The organism is Nocardioides sp. Z43_10 (assembly GCF_059766615.1).
This window is the reverse complement of record NZ_JCBAJY010000011.1, coordinates 77,404-102,805: the sequence shown is the minus strand read 5'-3', so window position 1 is coordinate 102,805 and position 25,402 is coordinate 77,404. Positions and strand designations below refer to the sequence as shown.

Below are 25,402 nucleotides of genomic sequence, written 5' to 3'. Positions count from 1 at the left end.
AGCCCAAGCGCTGGCCGCGCTGCTGACAACAACGCCAGCAACCTGACCCGTTGCTTCCACCGATGGACCCAGCCCGCTGTCCCAGTGGGCATAACCCCGCGTTACAGCCAGCGGGGCGGCGGAGTGTACGGCGAGCGCCGGCGCGTCAGGGCCGCAGGCGCACGGCGAGCACCGTGGTGTCGTCGTCGGTGCCGGCCTGGTCGACGAGCAGGCCGGTCACCCATTCTTCGAGGTCGCCGTCGGGGCGGGTCTGGGCGGCCAGCTCGCGGAGCCGTTCGGTACCGGCGTTGATGTCCTCGCCGCGGCGCTCGACGAGGCCGTCGGAGAAGAGCAGCAGCGTCTGCTCGGGCGCGAGCTGGAGGTGCAGCTGCCGCGCCGAGACCAGTCCGACGCCCAGCAGCGGGCGGGAGTCGACGTGCAGCTCGCGCGCCCCGGCAGCGTCGACCAGCATCGGCGCCGGGTGGCCGGCCGACGAGATCTCGGCGCGACCGGTGGCCGGGTCGACGACGACGACGATCGCGGTGGCGACCCGCTGGTCGAGCAGCCCGTCCATCAGCAGGTCGAGGTGGTCCAGGCACTGCGCCGGCGAGTGCCCCTCGTAGAGGTAGGCGCGCAGCGCGGTGCGCAGCTGCGTCATCGCCGACGCCGCGGAGACGCCGTGGCCCGCGGCGTCGCCCACCACCAGCGCGAGACGACCGTCGAGGAGCTCGAAGGCGTCCCACCAGTCGCCGCCGAGCTGGTAGGCCGACGCCGGCAGGTAGCGCGCCACCAGGTCGACGCCCGCGAAGCGCGGCGCCCGGTCGAGCACCACGCTGCGCTGCAGGGACTCGGCCATCGCGATCTGCTCGCGCGAGCCGGCCAGCAGCAGCCCGGCCATGTGCCGGCCCAGCGCCTCCCCCGCGGAGAGCTGCCACGGCTGCCACTCGGCGCTGCGGCCCCGCACCCGCTGGCGCCACTTCTCAAAGGACTTGCGCGGGCTGAGCCGCACCTCGGGCCCCTCCTGCGCGGCGATCAGCTTGTTGGTGGGGTCGCCGCCCCAGTCCACCACCTGCTGCAGCTCGGGACGCACCCAGAGCAGCCAGCGCCCCGGCGTGGTGCCCAGGCGCAGCGCCCCGGCGGCGAGCTCGGCGATCCCGGCCAGCGCCGGATCGCGCTCGCCGAGGTTGTCGGACCACGACACGTAGTGCTCGGGGCGCTCCAGGACCTCGGCGATCCGCTCGAGGAGGTGGCGCTCGGGGACCCGGCCGGCGGTGAGCAGCACACCGTCGTACATCAGCGCCACCCCGTGGGCGCCGACCAGCTCCAGCGTCGCGGGGTCGCTGACGCCTCTCTCCAGCACCGTGCCCTGCTCCGAGGACAGCCGCGAGGTGATCGCCGCGAGCACCTGCTGGGTGGCCAGTGCGGCCTCCCGCTCGTCGGCGCGCTCGCGGTCGACGATCATCTGCGAGGTGACCTGCCCGATGAACTCCGCGGCCGAGCGGGCGTCCTGGCTCGGGCGGTGCGGCCCGGAGTAGTGGTGGCAGGCCACCAGCCCCCACAGCGTTCCGTCGACGACCAGCGAGACCGACATCGAGGCGGTCACGCCCATGTTGGTCAGGTACTCCAGATGGATCGGCGAGACGCTGCGCAGCGACGCGTGCGACAGGTCCAGCGGCGCCTCGGTCGCCGGGTCGAAGACCGGTCGCAGCGGCACCGGCTGATACGAGATGTCCGCGATCAGCCGGGTCCAGTTCAGCGTGTACAGCTGGCGCGCCTGCGCGGGGATGTCGCTGGCCGGGTAGTGCAGCCCGTGGAAGGAGTTCAGGTCCGGGCGCAGCGCCTCGGCGAACACCTCGCCGTTCCAGTCCCGGTCGAAGCGGTAGACCATCACCCGGTCGAAGCCGGTCAGCTCGCGGATCTCGCGGGTCAGCCGATCCGCGAGGTCCTGGGCCGAGCCGGCGCCGGCCAGCCGGCCGATCACCGTCCGGGCCGAGCGCAGCGACATCATCGAGGTGTCGCGGCCCCGGTCCTCGATCTCGACCACGATCCGTTGCCCCGAGCGGTGCACGCGGACGTCCACCTCGCGCCCGGCCAGGCTGCCCTGGTGCACCTCGTGCAGCCGCAGGACGAGCGACTCGCCGGGGAAGTCGATCCGCGCCTGCTCGGCGACCACCTTCTCCACCTCGGCGCCGGCGATCTCGCGCAGCGGTCGGCCCAGTGCCTCATCGGCGCCGACGCCCAGCATCGCGGCGCAGTTGGCCGAGACCATCACCATCGTCATCAGCTCGACGTCGAGCGCGAGCAGCACGCCGTGCGGCTGGATGGCGCCGGGGATGTGGATCGGCTCGCGCTCGCAGGTGGTCAGGTCGGCCGGGGCGTACGCCGGAGTGTGCGCCGAGCGTGCGTCCATCGCGGTCTCCCTCCCTGAGCCCACGGCGTCGAGCAACCGGCGGTGGGTGAGCAGGCTGACCTTACCGTGTGCGGGGTCCGCACCGTTCCTCTTCAGCCACGACGACGCCCCGGCCTCCGGAGGGAAGGCGGCCGGGGCGTCGCGACTCGGGCGACCTCGGGTCAGGCGTACTTGACGCGCAGCTGCTTGATGCCGTTGATCCAGCCCGAGCGCAGCCGGACCGGCTCCTCGACCTTGGAGATGTTCGGGCAGTGCTCGGCCAGGGCCTCGAACATCACCTTCACCTCGAGCCGGGCCAGGTTGGCGCCGATGCAGTAGTGCGCGCCGTGCCCGCCGAACGCGAGGTGCGGGTTGGGATCGCGCATGATGTCGAAGGTGTCGGCGTCGTCGAAGACGTCCTCGTCGTGGTTGGCGCTGGCGTAGAACAGCCCGACGCGCTGGCCCTTGCGCACCTGCACGCCGCCGACCTCGACGTCGTCGAGCGCGGTGCGCTGGAAGACCGTCACCGGCGTCGCCCAGCGGATCACCTCGTCCACCATCGACTCGGGGCGCTCCTTCTTGTAGAGCTCCCACTGCTCGGGGTGCTCGAGGAAGGCGTTCATCCCGTGCGTGATCGCGTTGCGGGTGGTCTCGTTGCCGGCGACCGCGAGCAGGATCACGAAGAACCCGAACTCGTCGTCGTTGAGCCCCTCGCCGTCGACGTCGGCGGTGATGAGCTTGGTGACGATGTCGTCCTTGGGTTCGCGGCGACGCTCCTCGGCCATCGCCATCGCGTAGGTCAGGATCTCGATGGAGGCGGCCTGCGGGTCGCCGCCGATCGTGGGGTCGTCGTAGGACAGCATCTGGTTGGACCACTCGAAGAGCTTCTTGCGGTCCTCCTGCGGTACGCCGAGCAGGTCGGCGATGGCCTGCAGCGGCAGCTCGGCGGCGACCTCCTCGACGAAGTCGCCCTCCCCGCGGGCCAGCGCCTCCTTCACGATCAGCTCGGCGCGCTCCACCATCACGTCGTGCATGGCGTTGATCGCCCGCGGCGTGAAGCCCCGCGAGATCACCCGGCGGCTCTTGGTGTGGTCCGGCGGGTCCTGGTTGATCAGCATCACCCGCTGGAACTCGACCTGCTCGCGGGTCATGTCCGGGGCGAAGCGGATGATCGCGCCGTTCTCGTGGGTGGAGAAGTCCTTGCTGTTCTTGGACACCGCGGCCACGTCGGCGTGCTTGCTCACCGCCCAGTAGCCCTGGTCGCCGAGCATCCCGGCCGCGGCCGCCTCGTCCTGCTCGACCCAGAAGACCGGGGCCCGGCGGCGCAGAGCGAGGAACTCCTCATGGGGCACGTGGCTCTCGTAGATGGCCGGGTCGGTGGGGTCGAACCCTGCGGGCAGCACATCGCTAGCGGTCACAGCTCAGCCTCTCGATACTGGAACACGTTCTAGTGACGATGCTTACATACTCTCGGTAGGTTACGGAAGGGGAACCACACAGAATCCCGGCCCGACACCTGCTGGGCGGGACCCCTCCTTGCCGCTGCGCGGAACCTGTTCTACTTTCCGAGAGATCACCGCGGCGCCCGGGCGTCGCACCTCCACATCTGCAGTGAGGCTTGAAAAATGGGCAACCCCGTCATCGTCGAAACCCTGCGTCTGCCCCTCGGCAAGCGGCGGGGCTGGCTGGCCGGGATCCACCCCGGCGAGCTGCTCGGTCACGCGCTGACCCAGGTGCTGGCGCGCTCCGGCGTGGACGCCGCCGAGATCGAGCAGGTGATCGGCGGCGTGGTCACCCAGGCCGGCGAGCAGTCCAACGACATGGTCCGCCGCGCGTGGCTGCACGCCGGGTTGCCCCAGGGCGCCGGCGGCACCACGATCGACGCCCAGTGCGGCTCTGGCCAGCAGTCCGCGCACCTGATCAACGACCTGGTCCGGGCCGGCTCCATCAGCGCCGGGATCGCCTGCGGCGTGGAGTCGATGAGCCGGATCCCGCTGGGCGCCAGCGTGCCCGCCGGCACCGGCGACCCGCGCCCGGCGAGCTGGACCATCGACATGCCCGACCAGTTCACCGGCGCGGACCGGATCGCGCGCAACCGCGGGATCACCCGCGAGGACCTCGACGCGTTCGGCCTGGCCTCGCAGCTCAAGGCGCGCACCGCCGTCGACGAGGGCCGCTTCAAGCGCGAGATCGCGCCGATCGAGGCGCCCGTCCTCGACGACGAGGGCAAGCCGACCGGCGAGACCCGCCTGGTCGACACCGACCAAGGGCTGCGCGACACCACCGCCGAGGGCCTGGCCCGGCTCAAGCCGGTCCTCGAGGGGGGCCTGCACACCGCCGGCACGTCCTCGCAGATCTCCGACGGCGCCTCGGCGATGGTGATCATGGACGAGGACCGCGCCCGCGCGCTCGGGCTGCGCCCCAAGGCCCGGATCACCACGCACTGCCTGGTCGGCTCCGACCCGTACTACCACCTCGACGGCCCCGTCGACGCGACCCAGCGGCTGCTCGAGCGCACCGGGATGGCGATCTCGGACTTCGACCTGTTCGAGGTCAACGAGGCGTTCGCCTCGGTCGTGCTCTCCTGGGCCCAGGTGCACGGCGTCGACCTGGACAAGGTCAACGTCAACGGCGGCGCGATCGCGCTGGGCCACCCGGTCGGCTCCACCGGCGTCCGGCTGATCACCACCGCGCTGCACGAGCTCGAGCGTCGCGACCAGAGCACGGCGCTGATCTCGATGTGCGCCGGTGGCGCGATGGCCACGGGCACCATCCTCGAGCGCATCTGATGTTCGCCTGGAGCGAGGACGACCTCGCCGTGCGCGACGCCGTCCGGCAGTTCGTCGACCGCGAGATCCGCCCGCTCCAGGACGAGCTCGAGTTCGAGGGGCTCGCGCCGTACGACCTGGTCCGCAAGTACTCCGCGGCGTTCGGCGTGGGCGAGGCCTCCCTCGAGCGCTTCGAGTGGGAGCTGCGGCGCGACACCGCGGCCGCCGCCGGGACGGCGTTCGACGAGCCGGCGCCGGAGGCGGCCGACCCCGCCCAGCAGGTGATCGCGAACATCGAGCTGGTCAAGGTCGGGATGGGCATCCCGGCCGCGATGGGCGTCTCCACCGGGATGGCCGCGCTGACCATCAACGCGCTGGGCTCCCTCGAGCAGCGCAAGCGCTGGGTGCCGGACCTGCTGAGCTTCACCACGATCGGCAGCTGGGCGATCACCGAGCCCGACGCCGGCTCGGACGCCTTCGGCGGGATGCGCACGACCGTGAAGCCGGACGGCGACGGCTGGATCCTCAACGGCCAGAAGACGTTCATCACCAACGGCCCGTACGCCGACACGATCGTGGTCTACGCCAAGCTCGACGACGGCTCGGGGGTGGCTCGGCGCGAGCAGCCGGTGCTGACCTTCGTGCTCGACGCGGACATGCCCGGGCTGACCCGCTCCAAGCCGCTGAAGAAGATGGGGATGGCCTCCTCCCCCACCGGCCAGCTGTTCTTCGAGAACGTCGCGGTCGGGCGCGACCGGCTGCTCGAGGGCACGCCGGGCGCCGACGGCCGCGAGTCCGCGCGCGCCAACTTCGTCAACGAGCGCGTCGGCCTCGCGACGTTCTCGCTCGGGATCATCGAGGAGTGCCAGCGCCTCAGCATCGACTACGCCAAGCAGCGCACGCTGTGGGACAAACCGATCTCCCAGCTGCAGCTGATCCAGCTCAAGCTCGCCGAGATGGAGGTGGCCCGGGTCAACGTGCAGAACATGGTCTTCCGGGCCGTGGAGATGCGCCGCGCCGGCGTGGTGATGGACCTCGCCGAGGCCTCCGCGATCAAGCTCTACTCCTCGCGCGCCGCCTGCGACGTCGCGATGGAGGCTGTCCAGCTCTTCGGCGGCAACGGCTACATGGCCGAGTACCGCGTCGAGCAGCTGGCCCGCGACGCCAAGAGCCTGATGATCTACGCCGGCTCCAACGAGGTGCAGGTGACGCACGTGGCGAAGGGGTTGTTGCGGCGGTAGGGGCTGGGGCCCTGCCTCTCCCTGCGCCTGCGGCGTTCACGAGTTAACTCGTGAAACCCGCACTTCCCACGTGTTGCAACGTGTGGGAAGTGCGGGTTTCACGTCGTCAGTACGACGTGGGCGGGGCCACCGACTCTCCACAGAGGCGGCACGGGCCTCCGGCGTCCACAGGTGCGACGCGCCGCGGCCCGGGTCGTACCGGGCCAGCGCAGGCTCTGCGCATGGACGAGCTCTTCAACCTGCACCCCGACAGCGTCTTCCTGACCCGTGAGGCACTGGAGCGCGGGTATTCCGACCGCGACCTGGCCAACGCCCGGCGCGCCAAGCGCATCGTGCGCGTGCGTCACGGCGCCTACACGTCCCGCCCGAAGTGGGAGGCCGCCGACGAGTTCGGCCGCCACCTGCTGCGGGCATATGCGGTACTGCACTCGCACGGCAAGGCGGTGGCGCTGAGCCACACCTCCGGCGCCCTGGCCCACGGGTTGCGTGCCTGGGATCCCGAGCTGCGACGCATCCACGTCACGCGCCTCGACGGTGGGCCGGCACGCATCATCGGCGACGTCGTCTACCACGCCGGGTCGTGGACTCCCGACGACGTGCTCCTCAGCGTCGGCGGTCACCTGGCGATGACACCCCTGCGCTGCGGGTTGGACTACGCAGCTATCAGCGGCGTGGAGCAGGGAGTCGTCATGCTCGACTCGGTCGTCGATCTCGGGCACGCCACCACGGACGAGATCGTGGCCGCGCACGCCGCGCGCGTGCGCTGGCCGGGCAGCCAGCGGCTCCAGCTTTCCGTGCGCCTGGTGCGCGAGGGCGCGGAGTCGATCCTCGAGTCACGGGGCCGACACCTGTGCTGGCGTCAGCACCTGCCCGAGCCGGTGCTCCAGTTCGAAGTCCGGGACGCCCGGGGACGCCTGTTCGCGATCACCGACATGGCCTGGCCGCAGCACAGGCTGCTGGTGGAGTTCGACGGGCGGGTGAAGTATGAGCGCTTCCTGCGACCCGGGGAGAACGCCGCCGATGCCGTGGTCCGCGAGAAGATCCGCGAGGACCGGATCCGCGAGGCGACCGGGTGGCCGATGATCCGGTTGATCTGGGCCGACCTCTACCACCCCGAGGCGACTGCGGCCCGGATCCGACAGATGATGCGCCAGGCGGCCTGATCCGTCGTACTGGCCACGTGAAACCCGCACTTCCCACACGTTGCAACACGTGGGAAGTGCGGGTTTCACGAGTTAACTCGTGAAAGCCACAGCCTCACGCAGTCCCGTACACCGCCTCCGGCACCGCCCCCGCCGCGATCAGCTCCCGCAGGGCGGGGCCGACCTCGGGGGTCTCCCAGCGGCGGGCGATGTCCTTCTTGGGGCCGTGGGTCCAGCCCTGCTCGAGGCAGATCTGGCCGCCCTCGATCTCGATCACGCGGCCGGTGACGTCGGCGGCGTCCTCGGAGGCGAGCCAGGCGACGATCGGGGAGTTGTTGGCGGGGTCCATCGCGTCGAAGGCGTCGGCGGACTCGGCCATCATCTCGGGGAAGGCCCCCTCGGTCATCCGGGTGCGCGCGACCGGCGCGATCGCGTTGACGGTGACCCCGTAGCGGCCCATCTCGGAGGCGGCGACGAGCGTCATCGCGGCGATGCCCGCCTTGGCCGCGGAGTAGGTGGTCTGCCCGATCGAGCCCTGCAGGCCGGCGCCCGAGGAGGTGTTGATGACGCGAGCGGCGCGGGTGCGCCCGGCCTTGGACTCCGCGCGCCAGTAGGCGCCGGCGTGGCGCAGCGGCGCGAAGTGGCCCTTGAGGTGCACGCGGATGACGGCGTCCCACTCCTCCTCGGAGGTGTTCACCAGCATCCGGTCGCGCACGAAGCCGGCGTTGTTGACGAGGATGTCGAGCCCGCCGAAGGTGTCGATGGCCTGCTGCACCATCGCCGCGGCCTGCTCGAAGTCGGCGACGTCCGCGCCGTTGGCGACCGCCTCGCCCCCCATCTCGCGGATCGCGGCGACCACCTCGTGGGCCGGGCCGTCGGAGGCGCCCTGGCCGTCGAGTGAGGCGCCGAGGTCGTTCACCACGACCTTCGCGCCCTGGCGGGCCAGCTCCAGCGCGTGCTCGCGGCCGATGCCGCGTCCTGCGCCGGTGACGATCGCGACGCGTCCTTCGAGGATCCTGCTGCTCACTGCTGCTCCTTCGTGGGGTTCTGGGTGACCGAGAGGAAGACCGGCGGCTCTCCCCCGCCGTGGCAGGCGACGCTGGCGCCGCTGACGTAGGAGGCGAGGTCGGAGGCCAGGAAGAGCGCCACGTGGCCGACCTCCTCGGGCCGGGCCATCCGGCCCAGCGGGATGGTGCGTTCGATCGCGGCGACGGTGTCGTCGCCGCCGTAGTGCTCGCCGGTGAGCTCGGTGCGGCACAGGCCGACGTTGATCGAGTTCAGCCGAACCTTGGGCGCCCACTCCATCGCCAGCGAGGTGGTCAGCGAGTCGATGCCGGCCTTCGCCGCGCCGTACACCGCGGTGCCGGGCGAGGGCCGGATACCGCTGATCGAGGAGATGTTGACGATCGCGCCGCCGCTCTCCTGGCGCTGCATCACCGCGTTGGCGGCCTGCGCGACGAGCAGCGGGCCGAAGAAGTTCAGGTCCATCACCTTGGCGTGCAGCCGCGGCGAGGCCTCGGCCGCCGGCACGTACGGCGCGCCGCCGGCGTTGTTGACGGCCACGTCGAGGCGCCCGTGCTCGGCCACCACGGCCTCCACCAGCGCGGTCACCGAGGCCGGTTCGCGCACGTCGCACTGCAGGTGCGTGGTGCCCGGGGCCGGGGCCTCGACCGCCGAGCGCGCGCACGTGACCACGTGGGCACCGGCCTCGACGAAGACCCGGGCGATGCCTGCGCCGATCCCCTTGGTGCCGCCCGTGACGAGCACGACCCGACCGGTCATGTCCACCTGTACCGCCACTGCGCCTCCGATGATCGACGTTCGAACCAAGCAACTGTTAGGCTACCAAGCAAACGTTAGGTTTGGATACCGGAAGGCGGAACATGGGCATCTCCTCACACCTGCGCGACGACGGGATCCGCGTCGTCACGATGGACTATCCGCCGGTCAACGCGCTGCCCGTCCAGGGCTGGTTCGACGTCGCGGCGGCCCTGGACGAGGCCAGCCGGGACATGGCGACCAAGGTCGTCGTGCTGCGCGCCGAGGGCAAGGGCTTCAACGCCGGCGTCGACATCAAGGAGATGCAGAACACCGAGGGCTTCGGTGCGCTGATCGGCGCCAACAAGGGCTGCTTCGCCGCCTTCAAGGCCGTCTATGAGTGCGCGGTCCCGGTGATCGCCGCGGTCAACGGCTTCTGCGTCGGCGGCGGCGTCGGCCTGGTCGGCAACGCCGACTGCGTGGTGGCCAGCGACGACGCGTTCTTCGGCGTCCCCGAGGTCAACCAGGGCGCGCTCGGCGCCGCGACCCACATGGCCCGCCTGGTCCCCCAGCACCTGATGCGCACCCTGTACTTCACCGCGCGCACCATCAAGGCCGCCGACCTGATCCAGCACGGCTCGGTGCTCGAGGTGGTCCCCCGCGACCAGCTCGACGACGCGGCCCTCAAGGTCGCGAGCGAGATCGCCGCCAAGGACACCCGGGTGATCCGGGCCGCCAAGGAGGCCCTCAACGGCATCGACCCCATCGACGTGAACAAGAGCTACCGCTTCGAGCAGGGCTTCACCATGGAGCTCAACCTGGCCGGGGTGGCCGACGAGCTGCGCGACGAGTTCGCCGGCACCGAGAAAGCGAGCAAGAAGTGAGCCTGAAGCCGCGCGACAAGCGCATGAGCATCGACGAGGTCGTCGCCCAGCTCGAGGACGGGATGACCATCGGTATCGGCGGCTGGGGCCCGCGGCGCAAGCCGATGGCACTGGTCCGCGCGATCCTGCGCACCGACCTCAAGGACCTGACCATCGTCTCCTGGGGCGGCGCCGACGTCGGCCTGCTGGCCCGGGCCGGCAAGATCCGCAAGCTGGTCTACGCGTTCGTCTCCCTCGACAGCGTCCCGTTGGAGCCCAACTTCCAGCAGGCGCGCCAGAACCGGACGATCCCCGAGGTCGTCGAGCTCGACGAGGGCATGTTCCAGACCGGCCTCAAGGCCGCGGCCGAGCGACTGCCGTTCCTGCCGATGCGCGCCGGCCTCGGCTCCGACGTGCTGGTCAACAACCCCGACATCAAGACGGTGACGAGCCCCTACGCCGCCGAGGACGGGGAGTACGACGAGCTGGTCGCGGTCCCCGCGCTGCGCCTGGACGTCGCGCTGGTCCACCTCAACCGCGCCGACGCGCACGGCAACGCGTCGTACCTGGGCCCGGACCCGTACTTCGACGACCTGTTCTGCATGGCCGCCGACAAGGCGTTCGTCTCCGTCGAGCAGGTCATCGACACCGCCGGGCTGACCGTCGACACCCCGGTGCAGCGGCTGCTGCTCAGCCGGATGATGGTCACCGGCGTCGTGGAGACCCCCAACGGCGCGCACTTCACCACCTGCACGCCCGACTACGAGCGCGACGAGAAGTTCCAGAAGGCCTACGCCAAGGCCGCAGGCGACCCGGAGGAGTGGGCGGCCTTCGAGGCGCGGTTCCTGTCCGGCACCGAGGACGACTACCAGGCGGCCGTCCAGGCCTTCCACGCAGAGGAGAAGTGACGATGACTGACGCCACACGCGCGGAGGTCTGCGCCGCCGCCATCGCCGACGCCTTCGCCGAGGACGGCGAGATCTTCGGCAGCCCGATGGGAATGCTGCCGATGCTGGGCGTGCGCCTGGCCAAGCTCACCTCCAACCCCGACCTGGTCATCTCCGACGGCGAGTCGCTGTTCCTCGGCGGCGTGCCGCCGCTGTTCGCCAAGGCCGACGTCGTCGAGGGCTGGATCCCGTTCCGCCGCGTCTTCGACGTGGTCGCCTACGGCAAGCGCCACGTGATGATGGGCGCCACCCAGGTCGACAAGCACGGCAACCAGAACATCTCCGCGATCGGCGACTTCGCCCAGCCCAAGCGCCAGCTGCTGGGCTCGCGCGGCGCGCCGGGCAACACCGTCAACAACCGCACCTCGTACTGGGTGCCCAAGCACTCCCCGCGGGTGTTCGTGGAGAAGGTCGACATCGTCTCCGGCGTCGGGCCGAAGGCCGCCAAGCAGGCCGGCAGCGGGGCGTCGCGCTACAACGACATCCACCGCATCGTCACCAACCTGGCCGTCTTCGACGTCAAGGGCGCCGACGACACCGTCCGGCTGCTCTCGGTGCACCCGGGCGTGAGCGTCGACGACGTGCGCGCCGCCACCGGCTTCGAGCTGGCGGTCGAGGGCGACGTGCCCGAGACCCGGATGCCGACGATGGAGGAGCTGATCCTCATCCGCGAGGTGCTCGACCCCAAGAGGCTGCGCGACCGCGAGGTCCCGCCCGTCGAGGCCGGAGCCACCACGTGAGCACGCCGCAGCTGCTCTCCACCCCGCTCACCGAGCTGGTCGGGGTCCGCCACCCGGTCGTGCAGACCGGGATGGGCTGGGTCGCCGGCCCGCGCCTGGTCAGCGGTACGGCGAACGCCGGCGGGCTGGGCATCCTGGCCAGCGCCACGATGACCTACGAGGAGCTCGAGCACGCGATCGTCGAGGTCAAGGGCCGTACCGACCAGCCGTTCGGGGTCAACCTGCGCGCCGACGCCGGCGACGCCGCCGACCGCTGCGACCTGCTGATCAAGCACGGCGTCAAGGTCGCCTCCTTCGCGCTGGCTCCGAAGAAGGAGCTGATCGCCAAGCTCAAGGACCACGGCATCGTGGTGATGCCCTCGGTCGGCCTGCCGCGCCACGCGGAGAAGGTCGCCGGCTGGGGCGCCGACGCGGTGATGATCCAGGGCGGCGAGGGCGGCGGGCACACCGGCTCGGTGCCGACCACGCTGCTGCTGCCGAGCGTGCTCGACGCCGTCGACATCCCGGTCGTCGCGGCGGGTGGCTTCTTCGACGGACGCGGCCTCGCGGCTGCCCTGTCGTACGGCGCGGCCGGCATCGGCATGGGCACCCGCTTCCTGCTCACCCAGGACAGCGCGGTGCCGCAGGCGGTCAAGGAGCTCTACCTCTCCCACGACGTCAACGGCACGGTCGTCACCGCCAAGGTCGACGGCATGCCGCACCGGATGCTGCGCACCAAGCTGGTCGAGGAGATCGAGGAGACCGGCTCGCTCAAGCGCCTCGCGCCGACGGTGCGCCGCACCCTGGAGTTCAAGAAGATGAGCGGGCTGTCCTGGCTCGACCTGGCCCGCGACGGCCGCGAGATGAAGAAGAACCAGGGCCGCTCGCTGGCCCAGATGACCCTCGCCGCCAACACCCCGATGATGCTCAAGGCCGGGCTCGTCGAGGGCGACACCAACGCCGGCGTGCTCGCCTCGGGTCAGGTGGTCGGCGTACTCGACGACCTGCCGACCTGCGAGGCGCTGATCGATCGCGTGGTCACCGAGGCGGCGGCCTGCCTGGAGCGGACCCGGACCTACCTGGTCTGAGTCCGGACGGGACCGCTGCCCGCGGCCCGGTGGCTGAGCCTGCGTGGCTCAGTCACCGGGCCGCAGCGCGTCCTCAGCCTGCTCGTGCTGGGCGACGTCGAACTCGTTGCCCTGCGGGTCGGCGAGGGTGACCCACCGGAAGCTGTCGTCGCCGCGCCGCCCGATCAGGGTCGCCCCGGCCGCGACCAGCGCGTCGACGGCGGCGTCGAGGTCGTCGGCGTTGAAGTCGAGATGGATCCGGTTCTTGCCCGGGGTGGGGTCCTCGACGCGCTGGAAGGCCAGCATCACCGGCAGGCTCCCGCCCCCGAGGACCAGGAACTCGCCCTCGCTCAGGTGGGTCACCTCGGCTCCGGTCTGCTCGGCCCACCATCGTGCGAGCGAGTCGACCTCGCTGGTGTCGATCGTGATCATGCCCAGGCTCAGTGTCCGTGTCATGGACCGACACTAGGGATCCGCGGCGCACAGGTCACCAGTTGCCGGGCGCTTTTCACACCGAGCGTTGGAAGAGCGGGGTCTTCCCCAGCACCCGGTAGCCGAGCAGCTCGTTGACGCCGATCATGTGGTCGTTGGACTCCGCGTTCCAGGTGTCGACGGAGATCACCTGCGGCTGGGTCTCGTCCAGCCAGCGCAGCACCTCGAGCTTGAGCAGCAGCCCCAGCCGGTGCCCGCGGTGGGCGCGCACCACGGAGGTGTCGTGCTGCTCGGCGAGCGCGGGGCGCTCCAGGTCGACGGCCACCACACTCTGCCCGGCCAGCTCCCCGGTGTCGCGGTGCCGGGCCACCACCCGGTGCAACAGCTGGCCCTGCGCATGCTGCGCGGCCTCGTAGTTGCGGATCCGCTGCGGCGCGAACACCTCGTCCTCGATCTCGAGGTCGTCGGTGGGCGCGTCGTTGATGGCCGCGGTCATCTCGGCCACCGCGTCGATCTGGTCCTCCGGGGTGTGGCCCCGCCAGCGCACCAGCTCGTACGACGCTGCCGCCGTGCGCGCCTCGTCGTAGAGGCGCTGGGCGACGCCCGCGTCCAGGTCGGCGACCAGCTGGCGCCGGTTCACCTCGCGCCCCTTGTACTCGAGCCCGTGGCGCTCGGCGAAGCCCCGCGTCGCGTCGGACTCCCAGCCGTCGATGCCGACGGAGGTGCGGCCCAGCTCCTTGGTGCGCGCCACCACCGCGTCGAGCATGTCCGTGCCCAGGCCGGTGCGGCGCCGCTGCGGGGTGACGCTCACCGCCAGCCAGGCCAGGTGGAGGTTGTCCCACTCGCTGACGGCACACTCCCCCGTCGCCACCGGCTCGCCGGCGTCGTACCCGAGGAACCCGATCGGCGGCTCCTCGTCCCAGCCGTGGCGCAGCCACCCCACGCAGCCGCGCTCGGTCATCGGGTGCATCCACGGCGAGTCCGCGCGCCGTACCGCGTTGGTGACGGTGACGAAGTCCGCCACGGCCTCGCTGGAGTCGAGGTCGACCTGCGTGATGTCCATCCTCCGAGCATCCGCCGCGCCCGCGGTGAGGGCCACTGGTTTTCGCCTGTCGGGGCCGGGGTGTCGGACTCGGGTGCCAGGATGACGAGGTGAGCGGATGCGGCGTCTCGGACTTCTTCGACCTGACGGACCAGCTCCCGGAGGTCGCCCGGGTGGACAACGGCCGGTACTGGCGGATCTCGGTGGGTGAGGCGACCTTCGGCTACCTGTGGGAGCCGACGCTCACGGTCGGCCTGAAGCAGACCATCGCCGAGCAGCTGTCGCTGGTGGCCGAGCGCCCCGAGACCTTCGAGGTCCAGTACACCTCGGGCGGCTTCGGCTGGGTGGTGGTGCACCTGGGCGGCGTCGAGCGCGACGAGCTGGCCGAGCTCACCTTCGAGGCGTGGCGGCTGACCGCCCCCGCGGGGCTGGTCGAGCGACGCGGCGAGCGGCTTCCCCGCTGAGCGGTCGTGGCCGGGCGCCGGTGGCGCGTGTCACGCTGGGTCCTCCCGCTCCCGGAGGTGTCAGATGGCAGTGTCCTACCAGCTGGTGATCGACTGCGCGTCGCCCGGGCCGCTCGCGCGGTTCTGGGCCGAGGCGCTGCACTACGTGCCCGCGCCGCCGCCGGCCGGCTTCGCCTCATGGGAAGACTTCTATCTGTCCCTCGGTGTCTCCGCGGAGGAGCTCGGCGGCGAGGCCGACCGCATCCAGGACCCGAACGGCGAGGGCCCGCCCATCTGGTTCCAGGTCGTCCCGGAACCGAAGTCGGTCAAGAACCGGTTCCACATCGACGTCGACGCCAGCGGTGGCCGCGCCAACGAGCTACCGGTACGGCGCGAGCGGGTCGAGGCCGAGGCGGCACGCCTGGTCGCGCTCGGGGCCACCCGACTGCGCACGATCGCGGAGGAGGGCCTGGACCACTATGCGGTGGCGATGATGGATCCGGAGGGGAACGAGTTCGACGTCTTCTAGCACCGGGGCGCTTCGGCTCCCGACGCACGAAGGGCCCCGACCGCAGATGCGGTCGGGGCCCTTCGAGGTGAGATCAGGAAACGCGAACGTTCTCAGCCTGGGGACCCTTGGGGCCCTGGGCGAGGTCGAACTCGACCTTCTGGTTCTCGTCGAGCGACTTGTAGCCGCCGGACTGGATCGCGGAGTAGTGGACGAACACGTCCTCGCCGCCGCCATCCTGAGCAATGAAGCCGAAGCCCTTTTCGGCGTTGAACCACTTAACGGTGCCCTGAGCCATGATCTGTTCCTTTGTTCGGTACCGAGAGCTACGTGCCCTCGAGGTTGCTGAAGACATCCACATCGTGCTGATATCCAGCGAACCGAAAACCAGGAATACGAGATACAAGCCGCGCATCGTGTGCGGCCAGGAGGCCTTGCAGGCCATCCCTTCAACAAGATGAACCATACGCCATGGAGAGCGGAATCCCCATATCGGCGGCGCCCGGGCCACCGCGGCGGCGTACGAAAACGGCATGCGGAGGGCCACGGACTGCCTCTACCGTGCGGTGATGAGCCTGCGATTCGTAGCCGTGGCGTGCGACGCCGAGGACCCAGCCGGGCTGGCGGCGTTCTGGAGCGGGCTGCTCGGCCGGGAGGTCGTCGCGCAGGCGGACGGCGCGCTGCTGCCGGGCGACGACACCCAGGTGGGACTGCGCTTCGTCGCCGGCTCCCCGGACCGGCCGGGCACCAGTCGTCACCTGCACCTGCATGTCACCAGCGCGAGCGCCGCCGACCAGCAGCAGACGATCACCGACGCGCTCGCCCGGGGCGGGCGCCACCTCGACGTGGGCCAGCTGCCCGAGGAGGGCCACGTCGTGCTCGCCGACCCGGGCGGCAACGCGTTCTGCGTGATCGAACCGGGCAACCGCTACCTGGCCGGGTGCGGGCGCCTCGGCGAGCTCGCCTGCGACGGCCCCCGGAGTGTCGGGGTGTTCTGGGCCGAGGCACTCGGCTGGCCGATGGTGTGGGACCAGGACGAGGAGACGGCCGTCCAGTCGCCGCTCGGCGGGACCAAGATCGCGTGGGGCGGCCCGCCCGTGGTGCCCAAGCGCGGCAGGAACAGCCAGCGGTTCCAGCTGGCTGCCGTGGACCTCGACGCCGAGGTGGCGCGGGTGGTCGCGCTGGGCGCCGCGCGGCTCGGTGACCGCGAGGGCGGTGTCGAGCTGGCTGACCCGGACGGCAACGAGTTCCTGCTCGTGGCGGACGGCCCGGAGGTGCGGTAGCTCCCTGCCGGGCGCAGCCACCGCCCGCGCAAGGGGCAGTCCTCCCCCGGTCAGGCGCTCATGCGCGGCTCTGCCGCACCTTGTCCAGGCCTCGCGTCACAGCATCGGCCAGCTCGTGGGGCTTTCCGTTGAAGGCGATCACCGCCTGCGGGGCGTGGCCTCGGACCAGGTTGATGATCGACTCGAACAGCTCCAGCAGCTCCTCGGGCCGGCGGATCCCGGCGCCGATGAGGGCGCAGTCCCAGGGCCGGGACTGCAGGGCGGTGGTGATCCTGGCCTCGATGTCGTCGCTGCCGTCGAGCGCGACCAGGCATGACTCGGCGGCGTAGCCACGCTCGGCGAGCTCGGCCATGCCCGCCTCGATCACCTCGGCGATCGGCTGCGGGTCCCACGGGCCGGGCACCCGGAAGGGGTCCAGGCCGATGACGAGGACGTGGGGGTTCGCGAGCGGCTCACTCACCCCAGCCACGATACGGCGACGGAGCCGATCCGTCGCCTGGCTGACGCCGGTCGATCCGACGCGCCGAGCGCGTGCTCCTGAGGCAACCTTGGTGCGGGCCGGCGTCCAGGCCGTCACACTCGGGACATGCACTCCACCTGGAAGATCCTCGTCAACTCCCTGAACGGATGGGCGGACGCGCGCGAGGTCACCGGGGGCATCGAGGTGACCTTCAGGAGGGCATCCGGCGGCCACCGCACCGTGGAGCTGATCATCACCGCCGAAGACTGGGACGAGCTCGCCAACACCATCGGGCGTGACACCCCCGGCACCGTGCGGGAGAAGATCCTCGCCCTCGAGGAGGACCAGCCGTTCCTCGTGTGCGACCGGGGCGTCGACCTGGTGCCGTCGCCCACGCGCGAGCTGCCCGAGGACGCCGACTGGCCCTCCGGACAAGGAGGGCACTGGGTGACCCTGGAGAGGGAAGGGAACGTCGAGCGGCTCAGACGTCCGTATCCGGCATGATCTCGCGCACCTCCTGAGCGCAACGGCAGCTGACGGCGATCCTCTTGGCCCACTCGAGCGCCTCCTGGGTGCGAGGAGACGTCGACGACCGAGAACCCGCCCACCTGCCGCTCGCCAGCCCCGACCGCGCCGTCGCCACTCCTGCGTGTCCAGTGGCGTCCGCCGCCACTCACCGGTGCTGTGGACCGCCTCGGCTCGCGGAAGTCATCGCGGCCCCCGACCGCACGCGCGGGCACCGTCGTTCCGCGGCACCGGGTCAGCTGGGCGAGGGGTCGACCGCACGACGCAGCCCGGCCAGTCGGGTGGCGGTGCTGCGACCGCGCAGAATCGTGGACTCGCCCTCGCGCCAGTGCTCCTGCTCGGTGTCGGTGGCAGCGTCCAGCGACTCCCCCAGCGCCAGTACGCCGCCGGGCACCTTCTTGGCGAGCTCGGTCAGGCGGGCGGCGGCGTTCACCGTGTCGCCGATCACCGTGTACTCGAAGCGCTCCGCGTGACCGACGTTGCCGACCACCACCTCCCCGGTGGCGACGCCGAGGCCGGCACCCACCTCGGGGACCTCCTGGGCCAGCCGCTGGGCGATCCGCCGCGCGGCGGCGAGCGCCGAGGTGGCGTGATCCTCTTGGGTGACGGGTGCGCCGAAGACGGCCAGCACGGCGTCGCCCATGAACTTGTTGACCAGTCCCCCGTGCTCGTCGACCTCCTCGACGATGACGCCGAAGAACCGGTTGAGGATGGCCACCACCGCCGTGGGCCCGTGCTGCTCGGCGTACGTCGTGGAGCCGACCAGGTCGACGAACAGCACCGAGACCTCGCGAGTCTCGCCGCCCAGCTCGATCTCCCCGAGGTCGGAGGCGGCCAGCTGGGCGACCTCGTGCCCGACGTGGCGCCCGAACAGGTCGCGGATCCGCTCACGCTCGCGCAGCCCTCCGGCCATGTGGTTGAAGCCGGCCTGGAGCAGGCCGAGCTCGGTGCCGTCGTAGACCACCACCTCCGCGTCGAGCTCTCCGTCCTCGACCTTGCGCATGGCCAGGCGCACCGAGCGCACCGGCGCCTCCACGGCGCGCGCGCCGAGCACGGTGATCAGCATTCCGAAGACCAGCAGCACGCCGCCGAGGATGATCGTGATGACCGGCAGCCGAGCGCGTTCGGAGACGCCGGTGAGGGTGAGGATCCCGGCGACGACGAGGGTCACCACGGGTGCGCCGGTGCCGATGCACCAGAAGATGATCATCCGCGAGCGGATGCCCATGCCGCGGCGCCGATCGCTCGATCGCGCCTCGAGCAGGGCCCGGGCGGCGACCGGGCGCATCGCGAACTCGGTGAGCAGGTAGGCGACCCCGCACACCACGATCGCCGCAGTGCCGACCGTCAGACCGGTCGCGAGCGCGCGCTCGGGCTGCACCAGCACCGAGAGCACCGTGAACACCACGGTCGCGCCGGCCCACAGCACGAACTGGAGCACCGTCAGCCGGAACGGCACCTTGAACACCCGCGCCCGGCCCCGGGCGTCGGGCACCACGTCGTCCTGGAGTGTCCAGCGCAGCGCACGCAGGGTCGTCATCGTGCCGAAGAGCGCTCCGAGCACCACCGCGCACACGACGTAGACCGGCGCGCCGATCGCCAGCGTCAGCACCGTCGCCCGGTTGGCCTCGGGCGCCGGGATGATGACCGCGGAGATCAGTACGACGACCGCGGCCCCGACCACGTTGGTCACGACGAGCAGCCCGGTCAACAGCAGCTGCACGCGCACCCGCAGCGCCCGGGTCGACTGGTCGGGTCGCCCGAGGATGCGGGCGCCGAAGGGCTTGCGTTCGCGCTTTTCGCGCCGGGGGCTGGCCGCGGTGGTGGTCACGCGGGACAGTCTGCTGCCTCGCCGCGATCGACCGGGGCTTTCGCCGCGTCGATGGACGCGTGCTCGTCGCTCACCGCGCCGCCGACGCCGCATGTCCTGTTGTTCTGATCGCTTGCGGTCTCGGCGTCAGCCCAAGGCAGCAGGCGTCACACCGCCCGCTAAGCCGCACCCGCCTCATCCGCACCATCGGCCTGGCGCCCCTCGGCCCCCGGCGCACGCCGTACGCCCCGCATCCGCCGGTGCACCCCCGCCACGCGCGCCTACCCACGGGTAACTGGAGGATCGCACGCACCAGGTGCACGGGATCCTCCAGTTACCCGCGAGTCACCCCGCATCCGCTCACCCGCGGGTCACGCCCAGCCGCTTGCCTGCGGGCCGCGCTGAGCCGCTTGCCTGCGGGCCGCGCTGAGCCGCGCCATCGCGGACGTCGCCCCACGGGCCCCGGCGCGCGCCGTAGCCCCCGCATCCCGCCGGCGCATCCCCGCAATGCCCCGCGCCGCGCGCCTACCCTCAGGTAACTGGAGGATCGCACGCACCAGGTGCACGGGATCCTCCAGTTACCCGCGAGTCACCCCATCCGCTCACCTGCGGGTCACGCCCAGCCACTCGCGGGCCGCGCATCCGCGCCATCACGGACTGGCGCCCCTCGGGCCCCGGCGCACGCCGTACGCCCCGCATCCGCCGGTGCACCCCCGCCACGCCCCGCCCCGCGCCGGGATCCTGCGCGGAGCATGGGAAAGGTTCGACTGGGTACGGCCAGGTGCCCGGCGTTCTCGGGCCCAAGAGTTGCAGCAGCAACGAAAAGGAGCACGCCATGACGTACAGCCGCAAGATCATCGGCACCATCGGCGCCACCGCCCTCTTCGCCGCTCCCTTGATCGCCAGCCCGGCCCACGCCGACGGCCCCCGCAAGGAGAGGGAGTTCCGCGTCGCGGGTGCTGAGGTCGACTTCTCGGTGGACAAGGACGACGGCCGTTTCGAGGTCGAGGTGGACATCGACGATGCCAGGCCCGGCAGTACGTGGCGAGTCGTCCTGCGGCACGACGGCAAGCGCTTCCACAACAAGGTGCACCGCGCAAACAGGGCCGGGGACATCAACATCGACAAGAACCGTCGCAACACCAGGGGCACGGATACTTTCCAGGTGCGGGTCACGAAGGTGGGAGGCGCCGGCAAGTCGCGCACCATCCGGATGCGCTGACCCTCACCGCGCAGGCATCCCCACCAGATGGGTTGTGGACTCACCCAACGCCGGCGACAGAGCCGGTCCTCTCTCTGCCTGACAGGGCGTACCTCCAGCCGGCTGCCCCGGCTATCACCACATCTGCCTATTGCTCCCGCCGAGCCCCGGTGGAAACATGGACGCGCCTCGACGCCGTAGCGCACTCAGGTTGCGGTGTCTTCACGAGCAGACCCGATGCGCCCGCGCGGGCGCCCACGCCCCACGGGCCGTCGGCCCGGCGGGCGTACCTGCAACTCCGCCACCCGACCTCCGGGAGCGCGCATGTGCCCCATCGAATCCGCGAGCACCACGAACGAGCCCGCAACCCTCTTCCAGAACAGCGACGGCCGGCCCACCGAGGAGCTGGTCAACCAAGCCGCGTCGGCGCGCGGCTTCGGATCACCACACCGCCCGGCGCGCGGTCACGGCTACGAGCAGCGCGGCCTCGCGTACCTGCCGGTCTCACAGCTGTTCGAGGGCCGCTTCGGCCGGATGTTCCGCCTTCCGCCCTTCGTGCCGGGCAGGGACCGCATCGCCGCGATCGGCGCGGCCATGACCGAGGGCGACGCCAGCGGTGACCCCGCGCTGAACAACCCCACCATCCCCGCGGGCTACACCTATCTCGGTCAGTTCATCGACCACGATCTCACCTTCGACCCGGTCTCCAGCCTGACCCGGCAGAACGACCCGGACGCGCTGACGAACTTCCGCTCCCCACGCTTCGACCTCGACTGCATCTACGGCCGCGGCCCGGCCGACGACGCCTTCATGTACGACAAGCGCCCCGACTTCGAGGACATGCTGCTCATCGGCCGCCACGACGACGAGGACGACCTGCCCCGCAACAGCCAGAACACCGCCCTGATCGGCGACCCGCGCAACGACGAGAACACCTTCGTCAGCCAACTGCAGCTGACGATGCTGAAGTTCCACAACAAGATGGTCGAGCGGGTCCACGCCGAGCCCGGCCTCCGCCGAGGCAGCGAGAGCATCTTCGAGACCGCCCAGCGAGTGGTCCGCTGGCACTACCAGTGGGTCGTCGTCCATGACTACCTGCGTCGCACCGTCGGACAGGAGATGCTCGACGAGGTCTTCGACGAGACCGCCGCCGTCCCGAAGGTGAACCTGGAGTTCTACCAACCGCGAAGCGCCGCGCCGTACATGCCTGTCGAGTTCGCGGTCGCGGCGTATCGCTTCGGCCACTCCCAGATCCGCGGCAAGTACTCGCTCAACACCCTGGTCCAGGACCTGTCGACCTTCCTGCCCGGGGCCACCAACGACCCGGCGCTCGCCCTGCAGCAGTTCGGGGGATTCCGGGTCCTGCCCCCGTTCTGGACGATCGAGTGGCGACGGTTCTTCGAGGTGGACGGAGCCGGCGACGGCGAACTGCAGCTCACCCGACTCATCGACACCAAGCTGTCCGACCCACTGGCCCAGCTGCCGGTCGAGATCGGCGGCGACCGCCCCTCGCTCATCGACCGCAACCTGACCAGGGGCGCGCGGCTGGCCCTGCCGTCCGGACAGGACGTCGCCGCCGCGATGGGCGTCACCCCGCTCACCGATGACGAGCTCGAGCTGCCCGACGGCGGACCGGCTCCGCTGTGGTACTACGTCTTGCGCGAGGCGATGGTGCGCGCCGAGGGACACCACCTCGGGCCGGTGGGTGGCCGCATCGTGGCCGAGGTCTTCCTCGGGCTGCTCGTGAAGGATCCCTCCTCCTATCTGCGCAACGAGCCGACGTGGACGCCCTTCCTGGAGTCGAAGACCGAGAGCTTCTCGATGCCGGATCTGGTCACGGCGTCCGGACACGGCTTGGAGGTCACCAACCTGCCCGGCCGGTAGGGCTGCGACCACCGAGGCACACTGCGGGCCTACTGGCTCAGGCGCTCATCAAGAGCTCCGGGCGGCGACCCCGCCCGGAGACGAGCAACGTGAGGACGATGCCCACCACGGCGTACGCCGCCAGGACCAGGAGCGGGCGGGTCATCGCAGCGGAGTCGAAGTAGACGATCTGGCGTACCCCGTCCACGCCGGCACCGGTGGGGATCCAGTCACCGACCACCCGCCAGAAGGTCGGCATCACCCCCGCCTGGAACGCCCCACCCGCGCTCGGGTTGCCGATGATCACGATCAGCAACAGCGTCACCCCGATCCCGATCACCCCGAGGAGCGCCTCGAGCCCGATCGCCAGTGCGGCGATCGAGAACGACACCGCGGCCCCGAGCAGGCCCAACTGCCAGAGATGGCCACTCTGGGCGTCCAGCAGCGGGCCGACGATCAGCGCGCCCCCGAACCCGGAGGCCAAGGCGTACGGCACCAGCGCGGCCAGCCGGATCACCGCGAGGCGCACCGACCGGGGCCGGTCCCCGCGCGCCAGCGCGACCACCGTGGGGAACAGGTAGGCACCGACCGCCCAGCCGACCACGAGGTAGAAGCCGGTGAGTCCGCGGGCGTCGCCGCTCTGCAGCGGGACCAGGTCCTCCTTCTCCACGGTCCGCTGCTGCTCCTCGACCACCCGGGTGAGGACCCCCGAGGCGGCCTCCTCCACCGAGACACCGCCGCCGGAGGCGACCAGCAGCAGGTCGCTGCTCTGGTCCGGGCGCAGCACCAGGGCCGCGACGTCGTCCCCGTCGCGGACGTCGGCGCGGGCCGCCGACTCCGAGTCGGCGAGCGAGGCGTCCAGGGGGTCCCCGGAGAGCCCGTTGAGCTGGTCGACCAGCTGCTGGCCCTGGCTGCTCGCCCCCGGGGGCACGACCACCTGCACCTCAAGCTGGTGCGGCTTGGGGTCATGGAACGCGCCGACGTAGCTGTAGATGAACGCGAACTGCAGGAACAGCACGCCGAGGACCCAGGCCACGGCCCGGATCATCGAGCCCCGCGAGTCGATCGCCAGGGACGGCGTGGATCCCCCGCTGCTGGTGGGGCCGGACGGCTCGGTGTCCTGCGAGGCCCGTTGGGATGTCATGGCGTCTCCCTTGCCGTTGTGGCGGTTCCGCGCGACCGTGGCGCGGACGCCGTACGGCGAAAGCAGCTGCCGGGGCCCGAGCGCCCTGGCTATCCACTGTAGGGCGATTCTCCGTCGGTGGCACCCGTCCGGTGCCCGGACCTGAGCCACGCCAACGAGGGCCTGTCGTGGGTGCGGCGGGCCCCCGTCCCAGAACGGGAGCGACTGCCGAACGCCACGGCTGCCAGCAGGCACAACCCGGCGGTGGCGGTGAGGAGACCGGAGATCGCCTCCCACCACGGCTGCGCGTCGTAGGGCCCCACCGCATAGGAGAACGCCGCCACCAGCGGAGTCGCCAGCACCAGCCAGACGACGGTGGCGCGCGCCCACCCGCGGGCAACCACGGCGAGCCCCACCAGGAGGACCGGAGGGCCGACGAGCCACACGGAGACGACTGGGGCGTAGGCGAACGGCTGTACGACGCCGCCGGTGAGTCCGGAGCTCAAGGTGGCGGCGCCCACCACCGCCTGCGCCAGCACGACCACGGCCGTCGCCGCAGCCATGACGACGCCCGGGCGCCGGCCGGTCACGAGCCTGGGCAACAGCGCGAAGACGACCGAGAGGACCAATAACGAGCACCCCGCCAGCTGCGCCGATTCGCCGAGCGGCTCCCAGGGCGCAGCAGGAGCGACGATGTCGTAGCGGTGGTCCTGGCGGGCGAGGCAGCGGGAGCTCTCCGCCCCGCCCCATCCACAGGCACCCGACCAGCGCTGCCAGGAGGCGGCGAACATCAGCGCCCCGGACACAGCCAGCAGTGCTGCCACTCCGACTCTGTACCACCGCAGCACCATGGTCTCCCCCGTCCTCGTGGAAGCGGCCGCGTCTGGTCGCGGCCGGCCGGCGATCAGGTTGCTATGTTGCGCCGGTCCCCATCCACTGGTTGATGGTCATCCGGTCAGCGGGGTCAGCCTGCTTCTTCGCCCGGTAGCGCTCGAGCTTCTCCTTCTCCCGGCGTGCCCTAGCGGTGGCCTCCCGCGCCTCGGCCAGAGCCTCTGCTTTCGGGGCAGCGACGGCCCGCCGTCGGAAGAGCTTCATGGCACCAGCCTACGGCTCTCTGCGGTCATTGTTTCGTCCTTTCACCCCGCCTTTTCACCAGCGGCGTACGGATCGGAACGGCCCGGAGGCTCTCGAGGACGCCAACGACATCGAGGCGATACCCAGTTTCCGGCATCGCTCCCGTTGTTTTCCACGTCCTCTCGCGCCAGACCCCGCCGAGGGTCAGGATGGGCCCATGACCCAGCACGGCGGCTTCCAGGATGACGAGACGGCACCCATCGCCTCGACCTTTCCCGGATCGTCGCCGCCCAGCGACGACGTCGTACCGCGCCTCAACGTCACCAAGCCCCTCACCTCGCCGTCAGCGCTGCCGGCGGTCGCGCCGCATGTGGCTCCGGCGACGATGCCCCCTGCCGGCTGGTACCCGCTCTACGGCGAACTGCGGTACTGGGACGGGCTGAGGTGGACCGAGCACCGGGCGCCGGCCGCCGTCCCCGTCTATCGGCCGGTCTACCAGGCACCGCTGATCGTGACCGACGCGCGGACCAACGGCGCGGAGGTGGCCATCGCCTGGATCCTCACCTTGCTCAGCGTCGGCTACCTGCTCCCCTGGGCCATCGCCGCGACCCGTGGCAAATCGAACAGCTGGGCCGTGGGACTGGTCAACTTCCTGCTCGGCTGGACCCTCGTCGGCTGGCTCGTCTCGCTGGTGATGGCGTGCACGGCGCACCAGGTCGCCTACGTCCACCACCGCAACTGAGCGGGGCAGCCGCACGCCTGCGC

At 71.1% G+C, this 25,402-nt stretch carries 26 protein-coding genes; 14 read left to right on the top strand and 12 right to left on the bottom strand.

All coding sequences use genetic code 11. The annotated features are described in order from the left end of the window. Positions 1–145: 145 nt before the first annotated feature. Both AC6EI4_RS17945 and AC6EI4_RS17940 read right to left on the bottom strand, forming a co-directional pair. Positions 146–2,389, bottom strand: coding sequence for a SpoIIE family protein phosphatase (locus AC6EI4_RS17945; RefSeq protein ID WP_498452294.1), 2,244 nt, complete (start codon positions 2,387–2,389; stop codon positions 146–148). A 161-nt stretch (positions 2,390–2,550) separates the two neighbouring features. Beyond that, positions 2,551–3,786: a cytochrome P450 gene (locus AC6EI4_RS17940; protein WP_498452293.1), complete on the bottom strand. Its 1,236-nt coding sequence runs from the start codon at positions 3,784–3,786 to the stop codon at positions 2,551–2,553. Between the two features lie 207 nt (positions 3,787–3,993). On the opposite strand from AC6EI4_RS17940, the gene AC6EI4_RS17935 reads away from it, so the two are divergent. From AC6EI4_RS17935 to AC6EI4_RS17925, 3 genes are all read left to right on the top strand, one after another. Beyond that, the gene (locus AC6EI4_RS17935; protein WP_498452292.1) at positions 3,994–5,157 is read left to right on the top strand and encodes a steroid 3-ketoacyl-CoA thiolase; all 1,164 of its coding nucleotides are present in this window, start codon (positions 3,994–3,996) and stop codon (positions 5,155–5,157) included. Further along, positions 5,157–6,377: an acyl-CoA dehydrogenase family protein gene (locus AC6EI4_RS17930; RefSeq protein ID WP_498423125.1), complete on the top strand. Its 1,221-nt coding sequence runs from the start codon at positions 5,157–5,159 to the stop codon at positions 6,375–6,377. Before AC6EI4_RS17935 ends, AC6EI4_RS17930 begins: the two co-directional genes overlap by 1 nt. Positions 6,378–6,598: 221 nt before the next feature. Beyond that, complete coding sequence (locus AC6EI4_RS17925) at positions 6,599–7,540, top strand: type IV toxin-antitoxin system AbiEi family antitoxin domain-containing protein (protein WP_498452291.1); 942 nt, start codon at positions 6,599–6,601, stop codon at positions 7,538–7,540. A gap of 94 nt (positions 7,541–7,634) precedes the next feature. Here the strand turns inward: AC6EI4_RS17925 and AC6EI4_RS17920 are convergent, their stop codons facing one another. Next, positions 7,635–8,546, bottom strand: coding sequence for an SDR family oxidoreductase (locus AC6EI4_RS17920; protein ID WP_498452290.1), 912 nt, complete (start codon positions 8,544–8,546; stop codon positions 7,635–7,637). Continuing rightward, positions 8,543–9,301: an SDR family oxidoreductase gene (locus AC6EI4_RS17915; RefSeq protein WP_498452289.1), complete on the bottom strand. Its 759-nt coding sequence runs from the start codon at positions 9,299–9,301 to the stop codon at positions 8,543–8,545. The genes AC6EI4_RS17920 and AC6EI4_RS17915 overlap by 4 nt, the downstream gene beginning before the upstream one ends. Before the next feature lie 101 nt (positions 9,302–9,402). Between AC6EI4_RS17915 and AC6EI4_RS17910 the strand changes: the two genes are divergently transcribed. The 4 genes from AC6EI4_RS17910 to AC6EI4_RS17895 are packed head-to-tail and all read left to right on the top strand — an operon-like array spanning position 9,403 to position 12,894. Next, on the top strand, positions 9,403–10,161 hold the full coding sequence (locus AC6EI4_RS17910) for an enoyl-CoA hydratase family protein (protein WP_498452288.1): 759 nt from the start codon (positions 9,403–9,405) through the stop codon (positions 10,159–10,161). After that, positions 10,158–11,048: a CoA transferase subunit A gene (locus AC6EI4_RS17905; RefSeq protein ID WP_498452287.1), complete on the top strand. Its 891-nt coding sequence runs from the start codon at positions 10,158–10,160 to the stop codon at positions 11,046–11,048. The genes AC6EI4_RS17910 and AC6EI4_RS17905 overlap by 4 nt, the downstream gene beginning before the upstream one ends. 2 nt (positions 11,049–11,050) lie before the next feature. Continuing rightward, positions 11,051–11,827 carry a CoA-transferase subunit beta gene (locus AC6EI4_RS17900; protein ID WP_498424799.1) on the top strand — a complete coding sequence of 259 codons (777 nt, stop codon included), beginning with the start codon at positions 11,051–11,053 and terminating at the stop codon, positions 11,825–11,827. Beyond that, complete coding sequence (locus AC6EI4_RS17895) at positions 11,824–12,894, top strand: NAD(P)H-dependent flavin oxidoreductase (protein ID WP_498424797.1); 1,071 nt, start codon at positions 11,824–11,826, stop codon at positions 12,892–12,894. Before AC6EI4_RS17900 ends, AC6EI4_RS17895 begins: the two co-directional genes overlap by 4 nt. Positions 12,895–12,942: 48 nt before the next feature. Here AC6EI4_RS17895 and AC6EI4_RS17890 read toward each other — a convergent pair whose 3' ends face one another. Both AC6EI4_RS17890 and AC6EI4_RS17885 read right to left on the bottom strand, forming a co-directional pair. Then, positions 12,943–13,329 (bottom strand): VOC family protein, encoded by a 387-nt coding sequence (locus tag AC6EI4_RS17890; protein WP_498424795.1) that lies wholly within the window; start codon positions 13,327–13,329, stop codon positions 12,943–12,945. Positions 13,330–13,381: 52 nt separating this feature from the next. Continuing rightward, positions 13,382–14,368 (bottom strand): GNAT family N-acetyltransferase, encoded by a 987-nt coding sequence (locus AC6EI4_RS17885; RefSeq protein WP_498424793.1) that lies wholly within the window; start codon positions 14,366–14,368, stop codon positions 13,382–13,384. 89 nt (positions 14,369–14,457) lie between these two features. On the opposite strand from AC6EI4_RS17885, the gene AC6EI4_RS17880 reads away from it, so the two are divergent. Further along, on the top strand, positions 14,458–14,811 hold the full coding sequence (locus tag AC6EI4_RS17880; RefSeq protein WP_498452286.1) for an MmcQ/YjbR family DNA-binding protein: 354 nt from the start codon (positions 14,458–14,460) through the stop codon (positions 14,809–14,811). Between the two features lie 64 nt (positions 14,812–14,875). Continuing rightward, complete coding sequence (locus AC6EI4_RS17875) at positions 14,876–15,319, top strand: VOC family protein (RefSeq protein ID WP_498452285.1); 444 nt, start codon at positions 14,876–14,878, stop codon at positions 15,317–15,319. Between the two features lie 73 nt (positions 15,320–15,392). On the opposite strand, the gene AC6EI4_RS17870 is transcribed toward AC6EI4_RS17875, so the two are convergent. Then, entirely contained in the window at positions 15,393–15,596 is a 204-nt protein-coding gene (locus AC6EI4_RS17870) for a cold-shock protein (protein WP_344150762.1), read from the bottom strand. A 271-nt stretch (positions 15,597–15,867) separates the two neighbouring features. On the opposite strand from AC6EI4_RS17870, the gene AC6EI4_RS17865 reads away from it, so the two are divergent. Continuing rightward, positions 15,868–16,581 carry a VOC family protein gene (locus AC6EI4_RS17865; RefSeq protein ID WP_498452284.1) on the top strand — a complete coding sequence of 238 codons (714 nt, stop codon included), beginning with the start codon at positions 15,868–15,870 and terminating at the stop codon, positions 16,579–16,581. 58 nt (positions 16,582–16,639) lie between these two features. Here AC6EI4_RS17865 and AC6EI4_RS17860 read toward each other — a convergent pair whose 3' ends face one another. Continuing rightward, positions 16,640–17,041, bottom strand: coding sequence for a hypothetical protein (locus AC6EI4_RS17860; protein ID WP_498424784.1), 402 nt, complete (start codon positions 17,039–17,041; stop codon positions 16,640–16,642). Between the two features lie 126 nt (positions 17,042–17,167). Here AC6EI4_RS17860 and AC6EI4_RS17855 point away from each other — a divergent pair, with 126 nt between their 5' ends. Then, the gene (locus AC6EI4_RS17855; protein ID WP_498452283.1) at positions 17,168–17,545 is read left to right on the top strand and encodes a hypothetical protein; all 378 of its coding nucleotides are present in this window, start codon (positions 17,168–17,170) and stop codon (positions 17,543–17,545) included. Positions 17,546–17,801: 256 nt separating this feature from the next. On the opposite strand, the gene AC6EI4_RS17850 is transcribed toward AC6EI4_RS17855, so the two are convergent. Beyond that, a complete protein-coding gene (locus AC6EI4_RS17850) occupies positions 17,802–19,397 on the bottom strand; it encodes an adenylate/guanylate cyclase domain-containing protein (protein ID WP_498452282.1) in 1,596 nt (531 codons plus the stop codon). Positions 19,398–20,211: 814 nt separating this feature from the next. Here AC6EI4_RS17850 and AC6EI4_RS17845 point away from each other — a divergent pair. Beyond that, positions 20,212–20,598, top strand: a complete 387-nt coding sequence (locus AC6EI4_RS17845) for a hypothetical protein (protein WP_498452281.1) — start codon at positions 20,212–20,214, stop codon at positions 20,596–20,598. 303 nt (positions 20,599–20,901) lie between these two features. Continuing rightward, positions 20,902–22,461 carry a peroxidase family protein gene (locus AC6EI4_RS17840; protein WP_498452280.1) on the top strand — a complete coding sequence of 520 codons (1,560 nt, stop codon included), beginning with the start codon at positions 20,902–20,904 and terminating at the stop codon, positions 22,459–22,461. A gap of 37 nt (positions 22,462–22,498) precedes the next feature. Here the strand turns inward: AC6EI4_RS17840 and AC6EI4_RS17835 are convergent, their stop codons facing one another. From AC6EI4_RS17835 to AC6EI4_RS17825, 3 genes are all read right to left on the bottom strand, one after another. Continuing rightward, entirely contained in the window at positions 22,499–23,584 is a 1,086-nt protein-coding gene (locus AC6EI4_RS17835) for an ABC transporter permease (protein WP_498452279.1), read from the bottom strand. A gap of 89 nt (positions 23,585–23,673) precedes the next feature. Next, entirely contained in the window at positions 23,674–24,387 is a 714-nt protein-coding gene (locus tag AC6EI4_RS17830; protein ID WP_498452278.1) for a hypothetical protein, read from the bottom strand. An 88-nt stretch (positions 24,388–24,475) separates the two neighbouring features. Beyond that, entirely contained in the window at positions 24,476–24,658 is a 183-nt protein-coding gene (locus tag AC6EI4_RS17825) for a hypothetical protein (RefSeq protein ID WP_498424774.1), read from the bottom strand. A 196-nt stretch (positions 24,659–24,854) separates the two neighbouring features. Here AC6EI4_RS17825 and AC6EI4_RS17820 point away from each other — a divergent pair, with 196 nt between their 5' ends. Next, positions 24,855–25,379, top strand: coding sequence for a superinfection immunity protein (locus AC6EI4_RS17820; protein WP_498452277.1), 525 nt, complete (start codon positions 24,855–24,857; stop codon positions 25,377–25,379). Positions 25,380–25,402 lie beyond the last annotated feature (23 nt).

What these genes read in the sequence shown, in the direction of transcription:
- AC6EI4_RS17840 (WP_498452280.1), top strand. Translation starts at nt 20,902, where the DNA reads ATGTGCCCCATCGAATCCGCGAGCACCACGAACGAGCCCGCAACCCTC.
- AC6EI4_RS17915 (WP_498452289.1), bottom strand. Translation starts at nt 9,301, where the DNA reads ATGACCGGTCGGGTCGTGCTCGTCACGGGCGGCACCAAGGGGATCGGC.
- AC6EI4_RS17845 (WP_498452281.1), top strand. Translation starts at nt 20,212, where the DNA reads ATGACGTACAGCCGCAAGATCATCGGCACCATCGGCGCCACCGCCCTC.
- AC6EI4_RS17875 (WP_498452285.1), top strand. Translation starts at nt 14,876, where the DNA reads ATGGCAGTGTCCTACCAGCTGGTGATCGACTGCGCGTCGCCCGGGCCG.
- AC6EI4_RS17855 (WP_498452283.1), top strand. Translation starts at nt 17,168, where the DNA reads ATGCACTCCACCTGGAAGATCCTCGTCAACTCCCTGAACGGATGGGCG.
- AC6EI4_RS17930 (WP_498423125.1), top strand. Translation starts at nt 5,157, where the DNA reads ATGTTCGCCTGGAGCGAGGACGACCTCGCCGTGCGCGACGCCGTCCGG.
- AC6EI4_RS17885 (WP_498424793.1), bottom strand. Translation starts at nt 14,368, where the DNA reads ATGGACATCACGCAGGTCGACCTCGACTCCAGCGAGGCCGTGGCGGAC.
- AC6EI4_RS17925 (WP_498452291.1), top strand. Translation starts at nt 6,599, where the DNA reads ATGGACGAGCTCTTCAACCTGCACCCCGACAGCGTCTTCCTGACCCGT.
- AC6EI4_RS17865 (WP_498452284.1), top strand. Translation starts at nt 15,868, where the DNA reads ATGAGCCTGCGATTCGTAGCCGTGGCGTGCGACGCCGAGGACCCAGCC.
- AC6EI4_RS17910 (WP_498452288.1), top strand. Translation starts at nt 9,403, where the DNA reads ATGGGCATCTCCTCACACCTGCGCGACGACGGGATCCGCGTCGTCACG.
- AC6EI4_RS17945 (WP_498452294.1), bottom strand. Translation starts at nt 2,389, where the DNA reads ATGGACGCACGCTCGGCGCACACTCCGGCGTACGCCCCGGCCGACCTG.
- AC6EI4_RS17825 (WP_498424774.1), bottom strand. Translation starts at nt 24,658, where the DNA reads ATGAAGCTCTTCCGACGGCGGGCCGTCGCTGCCCCGAAAGCAGAGGCT.
- AC6EI4_RS17900 (WP_498424799.1), top strand. Translation starts at nt 11,051, where the DNA reads ATGACTGACGCCACACGCGCGGAGGTCTGCGCCGCCGCCATCGCCGAC.
- AC6EI4_RS17870 (WP_344150762.1), bottom strand. Translation starts at nt 15,596, where the DNA reads ATGGCTCAGGGCACCGTTAAGTGGTTCAACGCCGAAAAGGGCTTCGGC.
- AC6EI4_RS17820 (WP_498452277.1), top strand. Translation starts at nt 24,855, where the DNA reads ATGACCCAGCACGGCGGCTTCCAGGATGACGAGACGGCACCCATCGCC.
- AC6EI4_RS17890 (WP_498424795.1), bottom strand. Translation starts at nt 13,329, where the DNA reads ATGACACGGACACTGAGCCTGGGCATGATCACGATCGACACCAGCGAG.
- AC6EI4_RS17835 (WP_498452279.1), bottom strand. Translation starts at nt 23,584, where the DNA reads ATGACATCCCAACGGGCCTCGCAGGACACCGAGCCGTCCGGCCCCACC.
- AC6EI4_RS17935 (WP_498452292.1), top strand. Translation starts at nt 3,994, where the DNA reads ATGGGCAACCCCGTCATCGTCGAAACCCTGCGTCTGCCCCTCGGCAAG.